General features: G+C 64.4%; 13 protein-coding genes and 1 tRNA gene. 10 read left to right on the top strand and 4 right to left on the bottom strand.

All coding sequences use genetic code 11. From position 1 onward, the window contains the following. Positions 1–12: 12 nt before the first annotated feature. Together QA635_RS25555 and ggt are read left to right on the top strand one after the other, a co-directional pair. Positions 13–1512 (top strand): amino acid permease, encoded by a 1500-nt coding sequence (locus QA635_RS25555; protein ID WP_425249206.1) that lies wholly within the window; start codon positions 13–15, stop codon positions 1510–1512. An 84-nt stretch (positions 1513–1596) separates the two neighbouring features. Then, positions 1597–3333, top strand: a complete 1737-nt coding sequence (ggt, locus tag QA635_RS25550; RefSeq protein WP_283062036.1) for a gamma-glutamyltransferase — start codon at positions 1597–1599, stop codon at positions 3331–3333. A 118-nt stretch (positions 3334–3451) separates the two neighbouring features. Here the strand turns inward: ggt and QA635_RS25545 are convergent, their stop codons facing one another. Beyond that, a complete protein-coding gene (locus QA635_RS25545) occupies positions 3452–3787 on the bottom strand; it encodes a hypothetical protein (RefSeq protein ID WP_225160656.1) in 336 nt (111 codons plus the stop codon). A 560-nt stretch (positions 3788–4347) separates the two neighbouring features. Between QA635_RS25545 and QA635_RS25540 the strand changes: the two genes are divergently transcribed. The 3 genes from QA635_RS25540 to QA635_RS25530 all read left to right on the top strand — a co-directional run bounded on the left by QA635_RS25540 (position 4348) and on the right by QA635_RS25530 (position 8059). Beyond that, positions 4348–6828, top strand: coding sequence for a penicillin-binding protein 1A (locus tag QA635_RS25540; RefSeq protein ID WP_283062033.1), 2481 nt, complete (start codon positions 4348–4350; stop codon positions 6826–6828). Positions 6829–7412: 584 nt separating this feature from the next. After that, positions 7413–7486 (top strand) — tRNA-Gln (locus QA635_RS25535). A 165-nt stretch (positions 7487–7651) separates the two neighbouring features. Beyond that, positions 7652–8059: a GNAT family N-acetyltransferase gene (locus QA635_RS25530; RefSeq protein ID WP_283062031.1), complete on the top strand. Its 408-nt coding sequence runs from the start codon at positions 7652–7654 to the stop codon at positions 8057–8059. 10 nt (positions 8060–8069) lie between these two features. Here the strand turns inward: QA635_RS25530 and QA635_RS25525 are convergent, their stop codons facing one another. From QA635_RS25525 to QA635_RS25515, 3 genes are read right to left on the bottom strand one after another with little or no spacing between them, the layout of a single operon-like run. Continuing rightward, complete coding sequence (locus QA635_RS25525) at positions 8070–8624, bottom strand: invasion associated locus B family protein (protein WP_425249050.1); 555 nt, start codon at positions 8622–8624, stop codon at positions 8070–8072. Positions 8625–8681: 57 nt separating this feature from the next. Further along, complete coding sequence (locus tag QA635_RS25520; protein ID WP_283062029.1) at positions 8682–11834, bottom strand: efflux RND transporter permease subunit; 3153 nt, start codon at positions 11832–11834, stop codon at positions 8682–8684. Further along, a complete protein-coding gene (locus QA635_RS25515; protein WP_283062027.1) occupies positions 11831–13000 on the bottom strand; it encodes an efflux RND transporter periplasmic adaptor subunit in 1170 nt (389 codons plus the stop codon). Before QA635_RS25515 ends, QA635_RS25520 begins: the two co-directional genes overlap by 4 nt. A 182-nt stretch (positions 13001–13182) precedes the next feature. Here QA635_RS25515 and QA635_RS25510 point away from each other — a divergent pair, with 182 nt between their 5' ends. The 5 genes from QA635_RS25510 to exbB all read left to right on the top strand — a co-directional run bounded on the left by QA635_RS25510 (position 13183) and on the right by exbB (position 18597). Beyond that, positions 13183–13644 carry a MarR family winged helix-turn-helix transcriptional regulator gene (locus QA635_RS25510; RefSeq protein ID WP_016841339.1) on the top strand — a complete coding sequence of 154 codons (462 nt, stop codon included), beginning with the start codon at positions 13183–13185 and terminating at the stop codon, positions 13642–13644. A gap of 127 nt (positions 13645–13771) precedes the next feature. Beyond that, the gene (locus tag QA635_RS25505) at positions 13772–14011 is read left to right on the top strand and encodes a hypothetical protein (protein ID WP_028344615.1); all 240 of its coding nucleotides are present in this window, start codon (positions 13772–13774) and stop codon (positions 14009–14011) included. 258 nt (positions 14012–14269) lie between these two features. Continuing rightward, positions 14270–16837, top strand: a complete 2568-nt coding sequence (locus tag QA635_RS25500) for a TonB-dependent receptor (RefSeq protein WP_283062023.1) — start codon at positions 14270–14272, stop codon at positions 16835–16837. A 20-nt stretch (positions 16838–16857) separates the two neighbouring features. Beyond that, the gene (locus tag QA635_RS25495; RefSeq protein ID WP_283062021.1) at positions 16858–17547 is read left to right on the top strand and encodes a Fe2+-dependent dioxygenase; all 690 of its coding nucleotides are present in this window, start codon (positions 16858–16860) and stop codon (positions 17545–17547) included. A gap of 3 nt (positions 17548–17550) precedes the next feature. Next, a complete protein-coding gene (gene exbB / locus QA635_RS25490; protein ID WP_283062019.1) occupies positions 17551–18597 on the top strand; it encodes a tonB-system energizer ExbB in 1047 nt (348 codons plus the stop codon). The last annotated feature ends 1 nt before the right edge of the window (position 18598 follow it).

The raw sequence follows: 18598 nt of genomic DNA, 5'->3' as shown, positions 1-18598 counted from the left end.
GTGACAGACACCCTGGCCGGTTTCTGGGACCGAAAGTCGACCTCGGACCTGTTGCGGGAGGCGGCGCGCGCCGACGGCGACGCGGAGACGCCGATCTTCAGGCGGTCGCTGTCGGCGTTGCAACTGGTCACGCTCGGCATCGGCGGCATCATCGGCGCCGGCATCTTCGTGCTGACGGGCCACGCGGCCGCCGCCAATGCCGGTCCCGCGGTCACGCTCTCCTTCATGATTGGTGCGGTGGCCTGCGCCTTCGCCGGCCTGTGCTACGCCGAGATGTCGTCGACTGTGCCGATCTGTGGCAGCGCCTACACCTATGCCTACGCCACGCTCGGCGAGCTGATCGCCTGGATCATCGGCTGGGACCTGATCCTCGAATACGCGGTCGGCGCGATCGCGGTCTCGGTCGGATGGTCCGGCTACTTCGTCAGCTTCATGCGGGATTTCGGCATCAACCTGCCTCAGCAATTCACCTCGGCGCCGCTCGCCTACGACGTCAACACCGGCGCGTGGTCGTCGACCGGTGCGGTCATCAACATCCCGGCGATGGTGATCATCGCCTTCGTGACCACGCTGCTGGTGGTCGGCATTCGCGAGTCCGCGCGCTTCACCAGCTTCGTCGTCGTGGTCAAGCTCGTCGTGATCGCGCTGTTTCTCGCCACCGCGGCTTCCTCGGTGACGCTGGCGAACTGGGTGACGGCGAGCAACCCGGAGGGCGCGCTGATCCCGCCGAATGCCGGTCCCGGCGTGTTCGGCTGGTCCGGCGTGATCCGCGGCGCGGCGGTGGTGTTCTTCGCCTATATCGGCTTCGACGCGATCTCGACCGCGGCGCAGGAAGCGAAGACGCCGGAGCGCGACATGCCGATCGGCATTCTCGGCTCGCTCGTGATCTGCGCCGCGCTCTATGTCGCGGTCGGATTCGTGCTGACCGGCATCGTGCCCTATGACCGGCTCAGCGTGCCCGATCCGATCGCCGTCGGCATCGATGCGATCGGCATCGGCTGGCTCGGACCGTTCATCAAGCTCGGCATCCTGTTTGGATTGACATCGGTGATCCTCATCATGCTGCTGGCGCAACCGCGGATCTTTCGCGCCATGGCACATGACGGATTGCTGCCGGGCTTTGCCGCAAAGATCCATCCGCGCTTCCAGACCCCCTATGTCTCGACCATCTTCGCCGGCACCGTCGCCGCTGTTCTCGGTGGGCTGTTGCCGATCGGGCTGGTCGGCGAACTGGTCTCGATCGGCACGCTGTTCGCATTCACGGTGGTCTCGATCGGCACGCTGGTGCTGCGCGTGCGCGATCCGGAATTGCCGCGTCCGTTCAAGGCGCCGGCGATCTGGCTGGTGGCCCCGGCTGCCGCCGCAACCTCGCTGTTCCTGATGTTCGGCCTGCCGCTCGACACCTGGATCAGGCTCGCGGTGTGGCTGGCGATCGGGCTTGTGATCTATGCGGCCTATGGCAGACGGCACAGCCGGCTGCGGGCAAGCGGCGGGGACCGCGCGGGCCTATAGTGTGCGCGCGTGCGGCCTGCTAGATGTACGCGTTGAGATAGCACCGCAAGCCGCGACAAGCCGGCATTCTCCGGGGAGACTTTTATGCAAAATCCAACGGCACGCGCGCGATGGATGGTCGCCGCGCTCGTCTCGATCGGCATCGTGTCGGCCGTTCCCGGTCGCGCAGCCTCGGTTGCGCCGGTCGCCGCCGAGAACGGCATGGTGGTTTCTGCGCAGCATCTCGCGACCCAGGTCGGCGTCGAGGTGTTGAAGCGTGGCGGCAATGCGGTCGATGCGGCGGTCGCCGTTGGTTACGCGCTTGCGGTGGCCTACCCCGCTGCAGGCAATCTCGGTGGCGGCGGATTCATGACCATCCAGTTCGCCGACGGTCGCAAGACCTTCCTGGATTTCCGGGAGACTGCGCCGAAGGGCGCCACTGCCGACATGTATCTCGACAAGGACGGCAAGGTCATCCCCGGGCTGTCGACCAAGGGGCATCTCGCCGTCGGCGTACCGGGCTCGGTGGCCGGGATGGAATATGCGCGCGAGAAATACGGCACGATGAAGCGCGCTGACGTCATCGCGCCGGCGCTGCAACTGGCGGAGGATGGCTTTGTGCTCGACCAGGGCGACGTCAGCATGCTGCAGACCTCGACCAAGGACTTTCAGGACGATCCGGCCTCGGCCGCGATCTTCCTCAACAACGGCAAGCCGTTTCAGGTCGGCGAACGGCTGACGCAGCATGAGCTCGCCGAGACGCTGCGCGAGATCAGCAAGCGCGGCAGTGATGGCTTCTACAAGGGCTGGGTTGGCGCTGCGATCGTCGCCGCGAGCCAGGCCGGCAAGGGCCTGCTGACGCAGGAGGATCTGGACAACTACAGGGTTCGCGAGCTGGCACCGGTCGAATGTGACTACCGCGGTTACCACGTGGTCTCGGCGCCGCCGCCCAGTTCGGGCGGTGTGGTGATCTGCGAGATGCTCAACATCCTCGAGGGCTATCCGCTGAAGGAGCTCGGCTACCACTCGGCGCAAGCGGTGCACTACCAGATCGAGGCGATGCGCCACGCTTACGTCGATCGCAACAGCTATCTCGGCGATCCGGACTTCGTGAAAAATCCGCTCGAGCGCCTGCTCGACAAGACCTACGCCGCGAAGATCCGTGCCGCGATCGACCCGGCCAAGGCCGGTGTGTCCAGGGACATCAAGCCCGGCGTTCCGCCGCATGAGGGCAGCAACACCACGCACTATTCGATTGCCGACAAGGACGGCAATGCGGTGTCGGTCACCTACACGCTGAACGACTGGTTCGGTGCCAAGGTGACGGCGGCCAAGACCGGCGTGCTGCTGAACGACGAGATGGACGACTTCACCGCCAAGGTCGGCGTGCCGAACCTGTATGGGCTGGTGCAGGGGGAGGCCAACGCGATCGTCCCCGGCAAGCGTCCGCTGTCCTCAATGAGCCCGACCATCGTCTCCAAGGACGGCAAGCCGGTCATCGTGATGGGCACCCCGGGCGGCAGCCGCATCATCACCGCCGTGCTGCTGACGATGATCAACGCCATCGACTACGGCATGAACGCGCAGGAGGCCGTGGACATGCCGCGCTTCCACCAGCAGTGGCTTCCCGAGGCGACCAACCTCGAGGACTACACGCTGTCGCCGGATACGCAGAAGATCCTGGAGGGCATGGGCCACAAATTCGGCCCGCCGCATCCGGCCAACCACCTCGCGGTGATCATCATTGGCGCGCCGTCGCTGGGCGGCAAGCCGGTCGGCAGCAACCGCTTCTATGGCGCGAACGACCCGCGCCGCAATTCGGGGCTCGCCGCGGGGTATTGAGCGTGACGCCCAACGACAGCCCGTAGCCCGGATGAGCGAAGCGATATCCGGGTCTTGTTGAGCTCCCGCATGTCGCTCCGCTCGTGCGGGCTGCCGCTCCAATTGATCCGTGCTGCGATCAGGCGACGGCGGTCGACCTGCCGTCCTTTTGCCCGCCGGTCAGCAGCAAGCGCTGGCGGATCGCGTCTTCGATCAGAGCCAGGGATTGCTTGGCTTCGCGCGCCTCGGCTTCGGCGGCCTGGGCGCGGAATTCGGCCGCATCGAGTTGCTCCTGTTGGGACTCGATGCGCCGTCGGGCTTCCTCAAGCGCCCGCGACGCATCCCTCAATTTGCGCTCGGTGGCGGCGATGATTTCGAGCTGCGCCTGTTCGGCGGCCTCGGCGCGCGCTTCGCCGGCGCGGGCCCTGTCCTCGATGCTGCGGAACAAATCCGCCGCCTGATAGACGAGGTCCAAGGCTTCTGTGCCCATGGCCGATGTGGGTGGTCTTGGAAATCCAAGAACGTTCGGGTCGGCCGTAAATGGCCGTTTAAATCCGCGCAGTGCCATCCAAATCAGCCCGTCGCGAGTCGGTGTATGCCCAACAACTTGCGGTAGTTATAGTTAACAAATCCTTAATGTGACTGGCGCACCAGTTCTGTCCACCGGTTTCTGATGTCGCAGCACCCAAATCGTCGGCGGATAGGGGAATCGATCCGTCCGGCCGCGCTTTTCTTTCGTAACGTGCTCTCCGCACGAGCGCATCGAGACCGCAGCGCTATCAGGCGCGGCGCGCGAATCGCCCAGCGCTGCAGCAGCGAAGATCGATGCAGCTTCCGCGGGCACCGCCAGTCGGCGAGGTCTGTCGGTTTGGCTGCGGGCGCGAGCCGGGCTCTATGGCATAAGTTTGACGCCTGGCTTGCTTTAATTCTCCGGTGTTGAATTGCAGGTCCATGGAGCGACCGATATACCGGGCGGCCTAAGTGGCACGCAGCGCGCTCAGAACGAGCGACGTATTCGCCACGGAAATCTGGTCGATGAAATTTCTGTTGCGGTTCTTCGGGTTCCTGTTCACCGCAGGCACCATCCTGTTCCTGGCTGGTCTGGCCGCGGTCGCAGGGCTGTTCTGGCATTTCTCCAAGGACCTGCCCGAGTATTCGCAGCTCCAGAACTACGAGCCGCCGGTGATGACCCGCGTGCACGCGGCCGACGGCTCGCTGCTCGGCGAATACGCCAAGGAGCGCAGGCTCTATCTGCCGATCCAGGCAGTGCCGAAGCTCGTGATCAACGCGTTCCTCGCCGCCGAGGACAAGAATTTCTACGAGCATGGCGGCGTCGACTACACCGGCATGGCGCGCGCCGGCGTCGCCTACATCCAGAACTTCGGTTCCAACCGGCGGCCGCAGGGCGCCTCGACGATCACCCAGCAGGTCGCCAAGAACTTCCTTCTGACCAACGAGGTGTCGTTCACCCGCAAGATCAAGGAAGCCTTGCTGGCGATGCGAATCGAGCGGGCTTACTCCAAGGACAAGATCCTCGAGCTCTATCTCAACGAAATCTATCTCGGCCTTGGCGCCTACGGCATCGCGGCGGCCTCGCTGGTGTATTTCGACAAGTCCGTCAATGAACTGACGGTCGCGGAAGCGGCCTATCTGGCGGCGCTGCCGAAAATGCCGGCCAGCCTGCATCCGGTGCGCAACCGCGCGCGCGCCGTCGAGCGCCGCAACTACGTGATCGACCGCCTGCAGGAGAACGGCTGGATCACCGCGGCCGACGCCGACAAGGCGCGCAAGGAGCCGCTGACCGTCACCAACCGCAGCAATGGCGCGCACACCTTCGCCGGCGAATATTTCTCGGAAGAAGTCCGCCGCGACATCTTCGAGCGCTATGGCGAGAAGAAGCTCTATGAAGGCGGCCTGTCGGTGCGCACCACGCTCGACCCCAAGGTCCAGGTGATGGCGCGTAAGGCCATGGTGGCTGGGCTCGTCAATTATGACGAGCAGCAGGGCTATCGCGGTGCGATCCAGAAGCTCGACCTGACCAGTGACTGGGGCGTGCCGCTCGCCGAGATCAAGTCGCTGTCCGACATCTCGCCGTGGCGAATGGCGGTGGTGCTGGAGAGCAACGATCAGTCGGCACGGATCGGATTCCAGCCGGGCCGCGAGCTCGGCGGCGCCATCAGCAAGCAGCGCGAGACCGGCATCATCACGATGGACGGCGTGCGCTGGGCCAAGAGCAAGGGCAAGACGCCGACATCGGTGGCGCAGGTGCTGCAGCCCGGCGACGTGATCTACGCCGACCCGCTCTTCAGCAAGGACGGCCAGCGCATCGAAGGACAGTACCGGCTGCGCCAGATCCCTGAGCTGTCGGGCGCGATGGTGGCGATGGATCCGCACACCGGCCGCGTGCTGGCGATGGTCGGCGGCTTCTCGTTCGACCAGAGCCAGTTCAACCGCGCGACGCAGGCCTATCGGCAGCCCGGCTCGACCTTCAAGCCGATCGTCTATTCGTCGGCGCTCGACAACGGCTACACCGGATCGACCATGATGATCGACGCGCCGATCGAGATCGACCAGGGGCAGGGCAACATCTGGCGGCCCGAAAACTTCTCCACCGGCAAGTATCAGGGCCAGGTGACGCTGCGCAACGCGCTGCGGCTGTCGCTCAACACGGTGACCGTGCGGCTGGCGCAGGAAATCGGCATGCCGCTGATCGGCGAATATGCCAAGCGCTTCGGCGTCTATGACGAGTTGCCGAACTATCTCGCCTATGCACTCGGCGCCGGCGAGACCACGGTGATGCGGATGGCCACGGCCTATTCGATGATCGCCAATGGCGGCGTCCGCGTGAAGCCGACCCTGATCGATCGCATCCAGGACCGCTACGGCCACACCATCTTCAAGCACGATCAGCGCGAATGCCGTGGCTGCGACGCGCCGGAGGGCTGGAAGAACCAGCCGGAGCCGCAGCTCGTCGACCGCCGCGAGCGGGTGCTCGACGCGATGTCCGCCTACCAGATCACCTCGCTGATGGAGGGCGTGATTCAGGCCGGTACCGGCACCGCGCTGAAGGACGTCGGCAAGCCGCTTGCCGGCAAGACCGGCACCTCGAACGAGGCCAAGGATCTCTGGTTCGTGGGCTTCTCGCCGGACCTCGTGGTCGGTCTCTATGTCGGCTACGACAAGCCGCGCTCGCTCGGCCGCAACGCGCAGGCCGGCCATACCGCGGCGCCGATCGCGCGCGACTTCCTGAAGCTCGCGCTGGCCGACAAGCCCGCCACCCCGTTCAAACAGCCGGTCGGCATCCGGCTGGTCCTCGTCGATGCCAAGACCGGCCAGCGCGCCGCGCCTGGCCAGAACAGGGGCGTGGTGCTCGAAGCCTTCAAGCCGGGCCAGGCGCCGCCGTTCAATGATCCCGGGATGGTCGCCGGCACCGACGTGATCGACGGCACCCAGCAGGGCATTTCGCCGGACGCCGATCGGGCCGTGATGCGGTCGGGGACAGGCGGGCTGTACTGAGGTCGGAGGCAGGGCATGCGCGGTTGGGCTGGTGCGGCGCTTTGTCAGGGCGCATCACGCGGCCGTGGTTGAACGTGCCGCTCGTGGGCGCAGACCCAAAATGGAGTGCTCGACCCGGAGCTCCCTGAAGCGCGGCGTTCCTTTCGTATCGGGGAAGTCGCGCGCGTGTTGAGCCGTGGATCGCGATGATCAAGGCGCTGGTTCTCGTAACGCGGGTCATTTGGACCGTTGTCGTGGTTGGAACGACAACCGTGATAGGCGCGCTGCTCGGATTTGGGTCCCACGGCTGGATCGGCGCGATCGGGTTTGGCACCGCCGGATTTGGTATTGGAGCTGTGGTTTGCAGCCTGGCCCGAACTGCTGGTGGAATTGCTCGCCGGACTGTGAATCGTATGACTCCACCGGGCCGGTCGGTGGCGTCCCGGATTCGCGATTTTCACGCCGTTCTCCGCCAACAATGCTTGCCAAGCCCACAACCAAGCGGGTAGAAGGTCGCTCTCGCGCGGGCGCTGATTTGGCAGGCGAACCCGCTGCACCGAGATGTCCAGTCATCCAGCTAAGCTGTTGATACCACGGATTATTCTTGGGGAATGGTGTAACGGTAGCACAACAGACTCTGACTCTGTTTGTCTTGGTTCGAATCCAGGTTCCCCAGCCAATCCGCCTCGGTGGCGTGATCATCCTCTGAAATCCCGACGAGATTGCCGGCTGCGGCTGCCGACGGAGGTCAGTCGTATGTGTGCCATCACGGCATGAGGGTGGATCAGTCGCGCGTAATCCACCATGGTCACGCGTGTGCTCGTTGCAACAGAGGTTTAAGCTGATGGACGAAATTCTCTATGCCCGCGAAGCGTCGATCGGCGTCGATGAGTTCATCGAGGTGCTGCGGCAGTCGGGCCTCGGCGAGCGGCGACCGCTGGCGGATACCGACCGGATGGAGCGCATGATCGCCAATGCGAATCTGATCGTGACGGCGCGGAAGGCGGGCAAGCTGGTCGGCGTGTCGCGCGCGCTGACCGATTTCGCCTATTGCTGCTATCTGTCCGATCTCGCAGTCGATCGCGCGTACCAGGGACATGGCATCGGCAAGCGTCTGATCGCGGAAACGCGGCGCCTGGCCGGACCTGAATCGATGTGCCTGCTGTTGTCGGCGCCTGACTCGATCGGGTTCTACAAAACCATCGGCATGCCGCAGCCGGACAACGCGTTCCTCTACAAGCGGGAGCGATAGCTGCGCGGCGCTACTTGATCTTGTCGTAGACCGTCGCGAAGTCGGCGAGCGGCATCGGGATCGAGATGGTTTCCTTGCCGAGATTCTGGAACGACACCTTGAGCTGCTTGCCCGACTTCAGCTGGCTCAGGACATCGGCGGCGATCGGCGTATTGATGTAGCAGCCGCGCGCCTCGCAAGTCTGGATCGGCACGTCGACGGCCTTGCCGTCGTCGACCTGCAACTTGGCGCCGACAGGCAGGTTCAATCCGAGCGGAAGCTGGATCAGCGCCACCGGCGTGCGGGTGTCGCCGGGAACGCGGATGTTGACCAGCACGATGAGCTGGCCGGTCTTGGTGAGCACCGCGGTCTGTTCCATCGCGCATTCGAGCGGGGCGTCGCGGCTCGCACTGGTACAGCGCGCGACCCAGCCGGAGTTGTTGGGGGCTGCTGTATCACCCTGAGGAGCCGCGGGCGCAGCTGCCGGAGCGGGCGCGTTCTTGCTCTTGGCCGTCTGGGCGTGGCCAAGGCCAGCCACGCCGAACGCGGTCAGCAGGACGAAGAGCGACTTTGCGACAATCTTCACGGTACCGGCTCCGAAATGAACATCTTTCGGATGTGCCGGGATGCCGGCAAAGTCAAGTCACTCGGCGGCCTCCTTGACCGATCCATGCTCGCCATCGTCAGCGTCGTGGTCGGCGGGCGGCGAGCGGCCCCAGTTCGCGAACGCGTTGGAGAGCTTGTCGAGATAGAGATAGACGACCGGCGTTGTGAACAGCGTCAGCGCCTGGCTGACGATCAGGCCGCCGACCATGGCGTAGCCGAGCGGCTGGCGGATTTCCGAGCCGGTGCCGGTTCCTAACATCAACGGCACGCCGCCGAGCAAGGCGGCCATCGTCGTCATCATGATCGGGCGGAAGCGGAGCAGGGCGGCCTGGCGGATCGCCGCCACGGGCTCCATGTGCTGGTCGCGCTCGGCCGCGATCGCGAAGTCGACCATCATGATGCCGTTCTTCTTCACGATGCCGATCAAAAGGATGATGCCGATCAGCGCGATCAGCGAGAAGTCGAAGCCGGCCGCCATCAGGATCGCGAGCGCGCCGACGCCGGCCGACGGCAGCGTCGACAGAATCGTGATCGGGTGGATGTAGCTCTCGTAGAGAATGCCGAGGATCAGGTAGACGACCACGAGCGCCGCGAGGATCAACAGCGGCACGGTCGACAACGATTGCTGGAACGCCTGCGCGGTGCCCTGGAAGCTCGAGCTCAGTGTCGGCGGCGCGCCGAGGTCGACCATCGCCTTCTGCACCGCTTCCGTCGCCTGCCCGAGCGCAACGCCCTGCGCCAGGTTGAACGAGATGGTGATCGCCGGGAACTGGCCCTGATGGCTGATCGAGAGCGGCCGTACCGGCACGCTGGTCCAGGTCGCGAAGGTCGAGATCGGCACCTGTTCGCCGGTCAGCGGTGACTTGATGTAGATCTTGTTCAGCGTGTCGATCGCGCCCTGCAGCTCAGGCAACACCTCGAGGATGACGTGGTAGCTGTTGAGCTGGGTGAAATATTGCGTCACCTGGCGCTGACCGAACGCATCATAGAGCGTGTCGTCGATCAGCTGCGGCTGGATGCCATAGCGCGAGGCGGTGTCGCGGTTGATCTTCAATTCGAGCGTGGTGCCGTTGGTCTGCTGGTCGGTGGCGACGTCGCGCAGCTGCGGCAGCGTCTGCATCTTGCCGAGAATCTTCGGCGCCCATTCGTTCAGTTCGGCGAGGTTGGCATCCTGCAGCGTGAATTCGAACTGGGTGCGGGTCGGGCGGCCGCCGAGGCGGACGTCCTGCGCCGCCTGCATGAACAGCCGGGCACCCTCGACCTTCTCCAGCTTCGGCCGCAGCCGGGCGATGACCTGCTGCGCGTTGGCGTCGCGATCCTTCAGCGGCTTCAGCGTGATGTACATCGCGCCGTTGTTGCCGGCGCGGCCGCTGCCGCCGATCGCCATCGCCACCGTCGCCACCGCGGGATCCTGCTGCACGATCTTGCCGAGCTCCTCCTGCTTCCGCTTCATGTCGGCGAAGGAGATGTCCTGGTTGGCTTCCGAGGTCGCGGTGATCAGGCCGACGTCCTGCTGCGGGAAGAAGCCCTTCGGGATGACGACGAACAGGTAGACCGACAGCGCCAGCGTCCCGAAGAAGATCATCAACGTCGTGAACTTCCAGCGCAAAGCGAGGTCGAGCACGCTCTGATAGCCGCGCAGCATGGCGTCGAAGCCGCGCTCGCTGAGCTGGTAGAACCGACCGTGCTTCTCGTCATTGTGGGCGCGCAGGAAGCGCGAGGCCATCATCGGGGTCAGCGTCAGCGACACGAACATCGAGACGAAGATGGTCATCGCGAGCACGACCGCGAATTCGCGGAACAGGCGGCCGATGATGCCGCCCATCAGCAGCAGCGGGATCAGCACCGCGACCAGCGAGATGCTGATCGAAACGATGGTGAAGCCGATTTCCTGCGAACCCTTGAAGGCGGCAGCCATCGGCTTCTCGCCCTCTTCGATGTAGCGGCTGATGTTCTCCAGCATCACGATGGCGTCGTCGACCACGAAGCCGACCGCGATCGTCAGCGCCATCAGCGACAGATTGTCGAGCGTGTAGCCGAAAACCCACATCAGCGCGCAGGCGCCGAGCAGCGCCAATGGCACCGTGACCGTCGGGATCACGGTCGCCCAGAAACTGCGCAGGAAGACGAAGATCACCATCACGACCAGGAAGATGGTCAGCAGCAGGGTGAACTGGACGTCCTCGACCGCCGCGCGGATCGTGGTGGTGCGGTCGCTGATGACGTCGATCTTGATCGCCGGCGGGATCGCAGCGACCAGCCGGGGCAGCGTCGCCTTGATCTTGTCGACGGTGTCGATGACGTTGGCGCCGGGCTGCTTGAAGATGACGAGGAATACGCCGCGCTTGCCGTTGGCCCAGGCGGCCTGCTTGGCGTCCTCGGGCCCGGTGACGGCCTGGCCGATGTCACGGATCCGCAGCGGCCCGCCATTGCGGTAGGCGATGATGACGTCGTTCCACGGGCTCGCCGTCAGCAACTGGTCGTTGGCGTAGATGGTATAGGCGCGGGTGGCGCCGTCGATATTGCCCTTCGGACTGTCGACGGTGGCGATGTTGATCGCGGCGCGGACGTCCTCCAGCGACAGGCCCTTGGCGACGAGCTTGGCGGGGTCGATCTGGACGCGAACCGACGGCTTCTGCTGTCCGCCGATGATGACCTGCGCAACGCCCGAGATCTGGCTGATCTGCTGCGCCAGCTGGGCGTCGACGGCATCGCTGACCGTCGTCAGCGGCAGCGTGTCCGACGTCGCCGACAGCAGCATGATCGGCGAGTCCGCCGGGTTGACCTTGCGGTAGGTCGGCGGCGAGGGAAGGGTTTTCGGCAACTGGCCGCTGGCCGCGTTGATGGCGGCCTGCACGTCGTTGGCGGCGCCGTCGATGCTGCGGTTGAGGTCGAACTGGATGGTGACCGCCGCCGTGCCGAGATAGCTGGTCGAGGTCATCTGCGCGATGCCGGGGATCTGCGCGAACTGGCGTTCCAGCGGCTGGGCGACCGATGTCGCCATCGTTTCCGGGCTGGCGCCGGGCAGGGTCGCAGTGATCTGGATGGTGGGGAAGTCGACCTGCGGCAGCGGCGCGACCGGCAGCAGGGGATAGGCGACGAGACCGACGAACAGGATGCCCGCCATCAGCAGCGAGGTGCCGATGGGGAAACGAATGAATGGTGCGGAAATTCCGGCGCCGACGCTCATTCCTGCGCAACCTTCGACTGGGACGGATCCGAGCTCGCCACCGCCGTTGTCACCTGGGTTCCCGGCGAGACCTTGTACTGGCCCGCGGTGATCACCTGCTGTCCGGGCGACAGGCCCTCGTCGATCACCGACTTGCCGTCGATCGACTGGCTGACCTTGATCTTGCGAAGCTCGGCCTTGTTCTCCTGATTGACTGAATACGCGTAGAGGCCATCGGTGCCATGCTGCACTGCGTCATCCGGGACGACGGTGGCATCCTTCAAGGTTCTGACCAGAAGGCGGGTCGAGACCGACTGGCCCGGCCACAGCGCGTGGTCCTTGTTATCAAACACCGCCTTCAGCCGGACAGTCCCGCTTGACGTGTCGACCTGATTGTTGATCAGCGCCAGGGTTCCGGTGGATAGCACCCGCTTGCCGTCGGTGGTCAGGGCAATGGTCTTGGGCGGCGCCACGGCCAGCGCCGCCTTGATATCCGGCAGCTGGTCTTCCGGCGCGGTGAAGATCACCGTGATCGGCTCGATCTGGGTGATCGTGACAATGCCGGTCTGGGCCGAGGCATTGACGATGTTGCCGATATCGACCAGTCGCAGGCCGACAATGCCGTCGATCGGGGACTTGACGGTGGTGTAGTCCACCTGGGTCTGGGCGTTGAAGATGGCGGCCTCGTCAGCCGAGATCTGGGCGGTCAGCTGCGCCACCGTGGAGCGCTGGGTGTCGAGCTGCTGGCGTGTCGCGAACTCGCCGAGCCTGGTGGTGCGCTGCAGGTCGAGATTGGCGTTGGCGAGATTGGCTTCGTCCTGGGCCTTCTTGGCCTTGGCCTGGTCGAGCGTTGCCTGATAGGGCCGCGGATCGATCTCGACCAGCGTGTCCCCGGCCTTGACGAATTGGCCTTCCTTGAAAGCGATCCTGGTGATCTGGCCGTCGACCCGGGTGCGGACCTGGACGGTGTTGAATGCCTGCACGGTGCCGAGACCCGTGAGATAGACCGGGAAGTCGGCCTTCTCGACCGGCGAGATCTTGACCGGGACGGCCGGGCGTTGGGCGGAGCGCTTCTGGGCGGCTTCGGCCGCCTGTTGGTTGCTCGTGTGTTTCTGCCAGCCGAAATAACCGGCGGCGCCGACCGCAGCGATCACTAAAACCCAACCGATGGTGCGTGACTTTGACATGCGGACTCTTGGGTTCGACGTAACAATAAAGGCTGATTGAAACGGTTCACAGAGCTTGCGGATATAATATGCGTGCACTTAATGTGTAAACACACCAAGGCTTGAGAATCCTAAACATTTGGAAAGGTTTAGGTCAGAAACGAGCAGAAACAATTCGCCTGGGAAACGCACCGAGGACCCCTATGTCGCTCGATCTCAAACGCCAGTTTATCGCGCAGCTTGTCGAGAGTTCCCGGCTGCTGCGCAATTATATCGATCATCGCGCCAAGGCGCGAGGCACCACGCGTGCGCAATGGATCGTGCTCTTCCGCTTGCGCGAGCAGGAGGGACTTTCCCAGGTCGATCTCGCCGACGTCCTCGAATTGCAACCGATCTCGCTGGTGCGGCTGCTCGACCGCCTTGTCGAGCATGGCCTGCTCGAACGGCGTCCCGATCCCAGGGATCGCCGTGCCAATCGCCTGTTCCTGACCCGGAGCGGGCGGCGTCTCGTCGACGATCTCGACAGTTTGCGCGACGCGATCGCCGGCGACGTGTTGCGCGACGTCTCGGACAAGCATGTCGAAAGCGGCCTCGCCACGCTGCGCGAGGTCAAGGATCGCATCAAGGCGCTCGGCGAGGAGGCGGAGCGCATCGCCGCGAAATAGCGCATCTCATCGCACGCAGATTCCTGCGCTCCATCCATTCACCCGTTGCAGCGTGCGCGAGCCGGTTGAATCGTCGCGGGATGTCGTCCATATCGCGCAGCGACGATGCGAGAGGATGAGGGCCGCGATGGATGAGTTGAACGGGCGCATGATGGCATGCCAGATCCTGGTTACAGGATTGATCGCGCGCGTCGCCAACGAGCAGCGCGATCCGCTGCGCTTTCTCACCGACTTCCGCGACGAGATCAAAGCGGTCGTCAACGGCGTCAACATCGCCGGCCTCGAGAACAGCGACCGCGTGCGGCAGGTCGCGCAGCGGACGATCGACGAGCTGTTTTCGCTGATGAAGCCGCCAAGCGCCGAGTGATCGCGTGGTCGCATGGACAGCGCCGCAAGCGGCGGTCAATGACGAGCGGCACCGATTTAGAACGATTATTAGAACGCTTAAAAACTCTAGTTTAGAACGATTTCAAACCGCAAATTAGAATCGCTTTGAATTGGGGCGATTCAAGCCGACTGTTGCGCTCGTCGCATTGATAAAAAAGGTCACGCTCGATAACCGATGGAGACAGTTCGTCGCAGCTTCATTTCGCGAGCGAGCTGATTTTTCTGGGGCGAGCAAGACATGAGCAATGTGAAGGCGCCGAGATCGCTGCGCTTTGATGCAGCGATCGGTTCGGCTGATGACACCGGTTATTCCGCCACGAAGGTCTCCGCAGTCGCGAGCCTGATCGCGGTGGCGTCGTTTTCGGGGGCTGAAGCGCAGCAATCCAACCTGCCGCCGGTGAACGTCGATGCGCCGGTCGCTCGCCCGCGGCCCGTGACGTCAAGGCCCACTGCGGACCAGGTCCGCGCCCGCAACGCGCTGCGCCGCGCCGCGCGCCGCAACAATCAGCAGGCACAGCAGACGCCGGTGCCGTTTCCCAACGCCGGCGGTCTTCCCGCCGACCGCGATCCCTATGCGGATCCGGCCGCGCCGTACAAGGGCGACCGTTTGCAGTCGTCCGGGAAATATCCCGAGCCGATCCTGAACACACCGAAATCGGTCACGGTGCTGACCAAGGACGTGCTCGAAGACAAGAACGCCACATCGCTGAAGTCGGCGATCCTGTCGACGGCCGGCGTCACGCTCGGCACGGGCGAGGGCGGCAATGCCTTCGGCGACCGCTTCTTCATCCGCGGCTTCGACGCACGCAACGACATCTTCATCGACGGCGTGCGCGACTCCGGCGTCAGCGTCCGCGAGAACTTCTTCACCGAGCAGGTCGAGATCCTGCGCGGCCCGGGCTCGTCCTTTGCAGGCCGCGGCACCACCGGCGGCGCGATCAACATCGTCACCAAGCAGGCGACGACGCAGAACAGCTTCTACAACATGGACACCACGTTCGGCACCGATCGCACCAAGCGCGTGACGCTCGACGTCAACCAGGTGATCAGCCCGACACTGGCGATCCGCGCCGGCGGTCTGTTCCAGGATGCCGGCGTCGCCGGCCGCAGCTATGTCACCGACGACCGCAACGGCGCGTTCGTCGCCGGCACGTGGAAGCCGGTCGACGCGGTGAAGATCACCGGCAACTACATCCACACCGAGCTCACCGGCATCCCGGATTTCGGCGTGCCGTACTATCGGCCGAGCACCGCGAGCACGGCCGGCGGTCCGTTCCCGGATTTCGGCGTCAACCGCAACAATTTCTACGGCTTCGTCAACCGCGACTTCTTCAGGACCGGGCAGGACATCGGCACGATCAATGCCGAGGTGCAGATCACGCCGGACCTCGTGGTCAGCAACAAGATCCGGGAATCGCGTTCGACCCAGAACTACATCGGCACGCTGCCGGAAGCGCCGACTCTGGCCGCCGGCGCTCCGTTCACGGCGTATACGCTGAGCGCCAATCCGCAAAGCCGCTACCAGGTCACCGACGTGTTCGCCAACCAGACCGAGGCGACCTACAAATCGGTCGACGGCCTCGGCTTCAAGCACACGACGACGGCCGGCGTCGAATACGACAACGAGCGGTCCTCGATCGACAGATATCTCGGCCTGAGCTCGGAAATAACGACCGGCACATCGGCATTCACGGGAAGCGGATCGCTCTCCGGCGTCAGCGTGTTCAATCCGCAATACACCAACATTCCGTTCCCGATTCCGTCGGGGCTGTCCGGGCTGCCGACCAAGATCGGGATCGACACCACCAGCGGCTACATCATGGATACCGCGAACTACAATGACTTCGTGATCCTCAATGGCGGCATCCGCTACGACGACTACAAGATCAACACGTCGGGCTATCTGACGTCGGGCGGCAGGACCACATTCGGCAGTCAGTCGGCCGACTTCGGGATGCCGAACTTCAACCTCGGCCTCACGTTGAAGCCGTTGCCGAACGGCAGCGTCTATGCGGCCTATGCGACCTCATCCAACCCGGTCGGCGCCGAATTCGACGGCACCAGCACGGCGTATGGCGGTCTGTCTCCCGTGCTGAACGGCGGCAATACCCAGATCTTCGGGCCGGAAAAGAACAAGGCGATCGAAGTCGGCACCAAGTGGGAATTGTTCGATCGTCATCTGCTGGTGACGGCGGCGCTGTTCCAGACCGAGAAGGAAAATGCGCGCGAATCGCAGAACGTGAACAACGCAACCGCGGCCGCGGCGCTTGGCTGCTCTTATCCGACCGGGACGACCGGCAATATCTCCTGCATCACCGCGGGCGCGGCCTACCGCATCCGCGGCATCGATCTCGGCGTCGGCGGCAAGATCACCGACAAATGGAGCGTGTTCGGCGGTCTCGTGCTGATGCAGTCGGCAGTGACGAGGTCGCTGGCGCCGCCGGCCAACACCATCCTGTATTCCAGCAATGTCGGACTGCCACTCGCCAACGTCGCGCATCAGTCGTTCAGCATGCTGACCAAGTACCAGCTCACCGACATGTGGGAGCTTGGCGGGCAGGCGGTGTATCGCTCGAAGGTCTATGGCGGCACGCTGCTCGCGGCCAACCAGGGCACCTCGATCCCGAGCTACTGGCGCTTCGACGCCTTTGCCGAAGCAAAGATCGACAAGCACTGGACGATGAAGCTGTTCGTCAACAACATCTTCGACAAGCGCTACTACGACGCGCTGTACCAGAGCGCGGCGCCGTTCGTGCTCGAAGCGCCGGGACGCGCCGCGTATCTGGTTGTTTCTGCGCGTTACTGACGGAGGCTTCGCGGCGACAGATGCTGGTCTGTGTTCCCAACGTATTGAGCAAGGCTGATGTGGCGGACTTCCGCCGCATCATGGCGCAAGCCGAATGGGAGGACGGCCGCTCGACCGCCGGCGCCGCGTCCGCGATGGTCAAGCGCAACGAGCAGATGCCGCCCGACAGCGAGGTCGCGCGGCAGCTCGGCAACCGGATCCTGTCGGCGCTGTCGGCGAGCCCGCGCTTCATCTCGGCGGCGATCCCGCTTAAAATCTTTCCACCCTTGTTCAACCGCTATGCCGCCAGCGACGGGCACCATTTCGGCCTGCACGTCGACAATGCGGTGCGCGGCGACAGGCTGACGGGCATGAGGATCCGCACCGACCTCTCGGTCACGCTGTTTTTATCGGAGCCGGAGGACTACGACGGCGGCGAGCTCGTCATCGAAGACCTCTACGGATCCCATGAAATCAAGCTGCCGGCTGGCGATCTCGTAGTTTATCCTGCTTCCAGTTTGCATCTGGTCACGCCGGTCACGCGGGGGACGCGGGTAGCGTCTTTTTTCTGGCTGCAGAGCATGGTACGGGATGCACACGCGCGCAGTCTGATCTTTGATCTCGATACCGCGATCCAGGCTCTGGTGGAGCGGCTGGGGCGCGATGACCCCGAAACGGTCAAATTGACCGGGATTTATCACAACCTGATCCGTCACTGGGCTGAAGTGTAACTGATGATGACATTCAAGTTCCCCGCTGCATCCGCTATGATCGCCTCGCTGGCGATGCTGATGCTGGCCGCGCCGTCTTCGGCGCAGCAGCAAACGGCGCCTGTAGCGCAGCCTGCTCCCGTGACCCGGCCTCAGCCCGCACCCGCGGCCCAGCCGGCGGCAGCCCAGCCTGCGGCGGCTGCCCAGGCCGCGCCGGTGGCCGCCCAGCCGGCACAAGCGGCGCCGCAGGCTCAGGCCGCGCCGGCCCCTGCCGCGGCGGCTCCGGCACCGACGGCGAACGAGGCGTCCCTGGCTGCGCCCGCGAGCGGCGACAGCAAGTCGCTGAAGTCGACCTCGACCGGCCTGCACGAATTGTCGCCGTGGAACATGTTCTTGAACGCCGACATCATCGTGAAGGCGGTGATGCTCGGTCTGGCATTCGCGTCGCTCGTCACGTGGACGGTGTTCATCGCCAAGATGGTCGAGCTGACGGTAGCGCAGCGCAAGCTGCGTGGCGCGCTGGCCAAGATCGCTGAATCGCGCTCGCTGGCCGAAGCGCAGTTCGCGCTCGGTGCCAAGGGCAGCGTGCTGTCGTCGTTCATCGCAGCTGCGATGCGGGAGGGGCGCCTGTCGGCGGGCATCTCGAGCGACAGCGGCATCAAGGAGCGCGCGGCGTCGAGCTTCGCCGAGATCGTGCGCGCCGAAGCCCGCAAGATCCGCATCGGCATGGGCCTGCTCGCGACCATCGGCGCGACGTCGCCCTTCGTCGGCCTGTTCGGCACCGTCTGGGGCATCATGAACAGCTTCATCGGCATTTCGAAGTCGCAGACGACCAACCTTGCCGTGGTGGCGCCGGGCATCGCGGAAGCGCTGCTCGCGACCGCGATCGGCCTCGTCGCGGCGATCCCCGCGGTCATCATCTACAACCATTTCTCGCGCGTCACGAAGGTCTATCTCGAGCTGGTCAACCGCGCCTCGGGCGCCGCGGGACGGCTGTTGTCGCGCGATCTCGACCGCACCCATGGCGACGTTCCGCGTAACGCGCATGCGCGCGCCGCGGCGGCGGAGTAGG

It is taken from the genome of Bradyrhizobium brasilense, from assembly GCF_029714345.1.
Taxonomy (GTDB): Bacteria; Pseudomonadota; Alphaproteobacteria; order Rhizobiales; family Xanthobacteraceae; genus Bradyrhizobium; species Bradyrhizobium australafricanum.
This window is presented reverse-complemented; position numbering and strand designations above follow the sequence as displayed.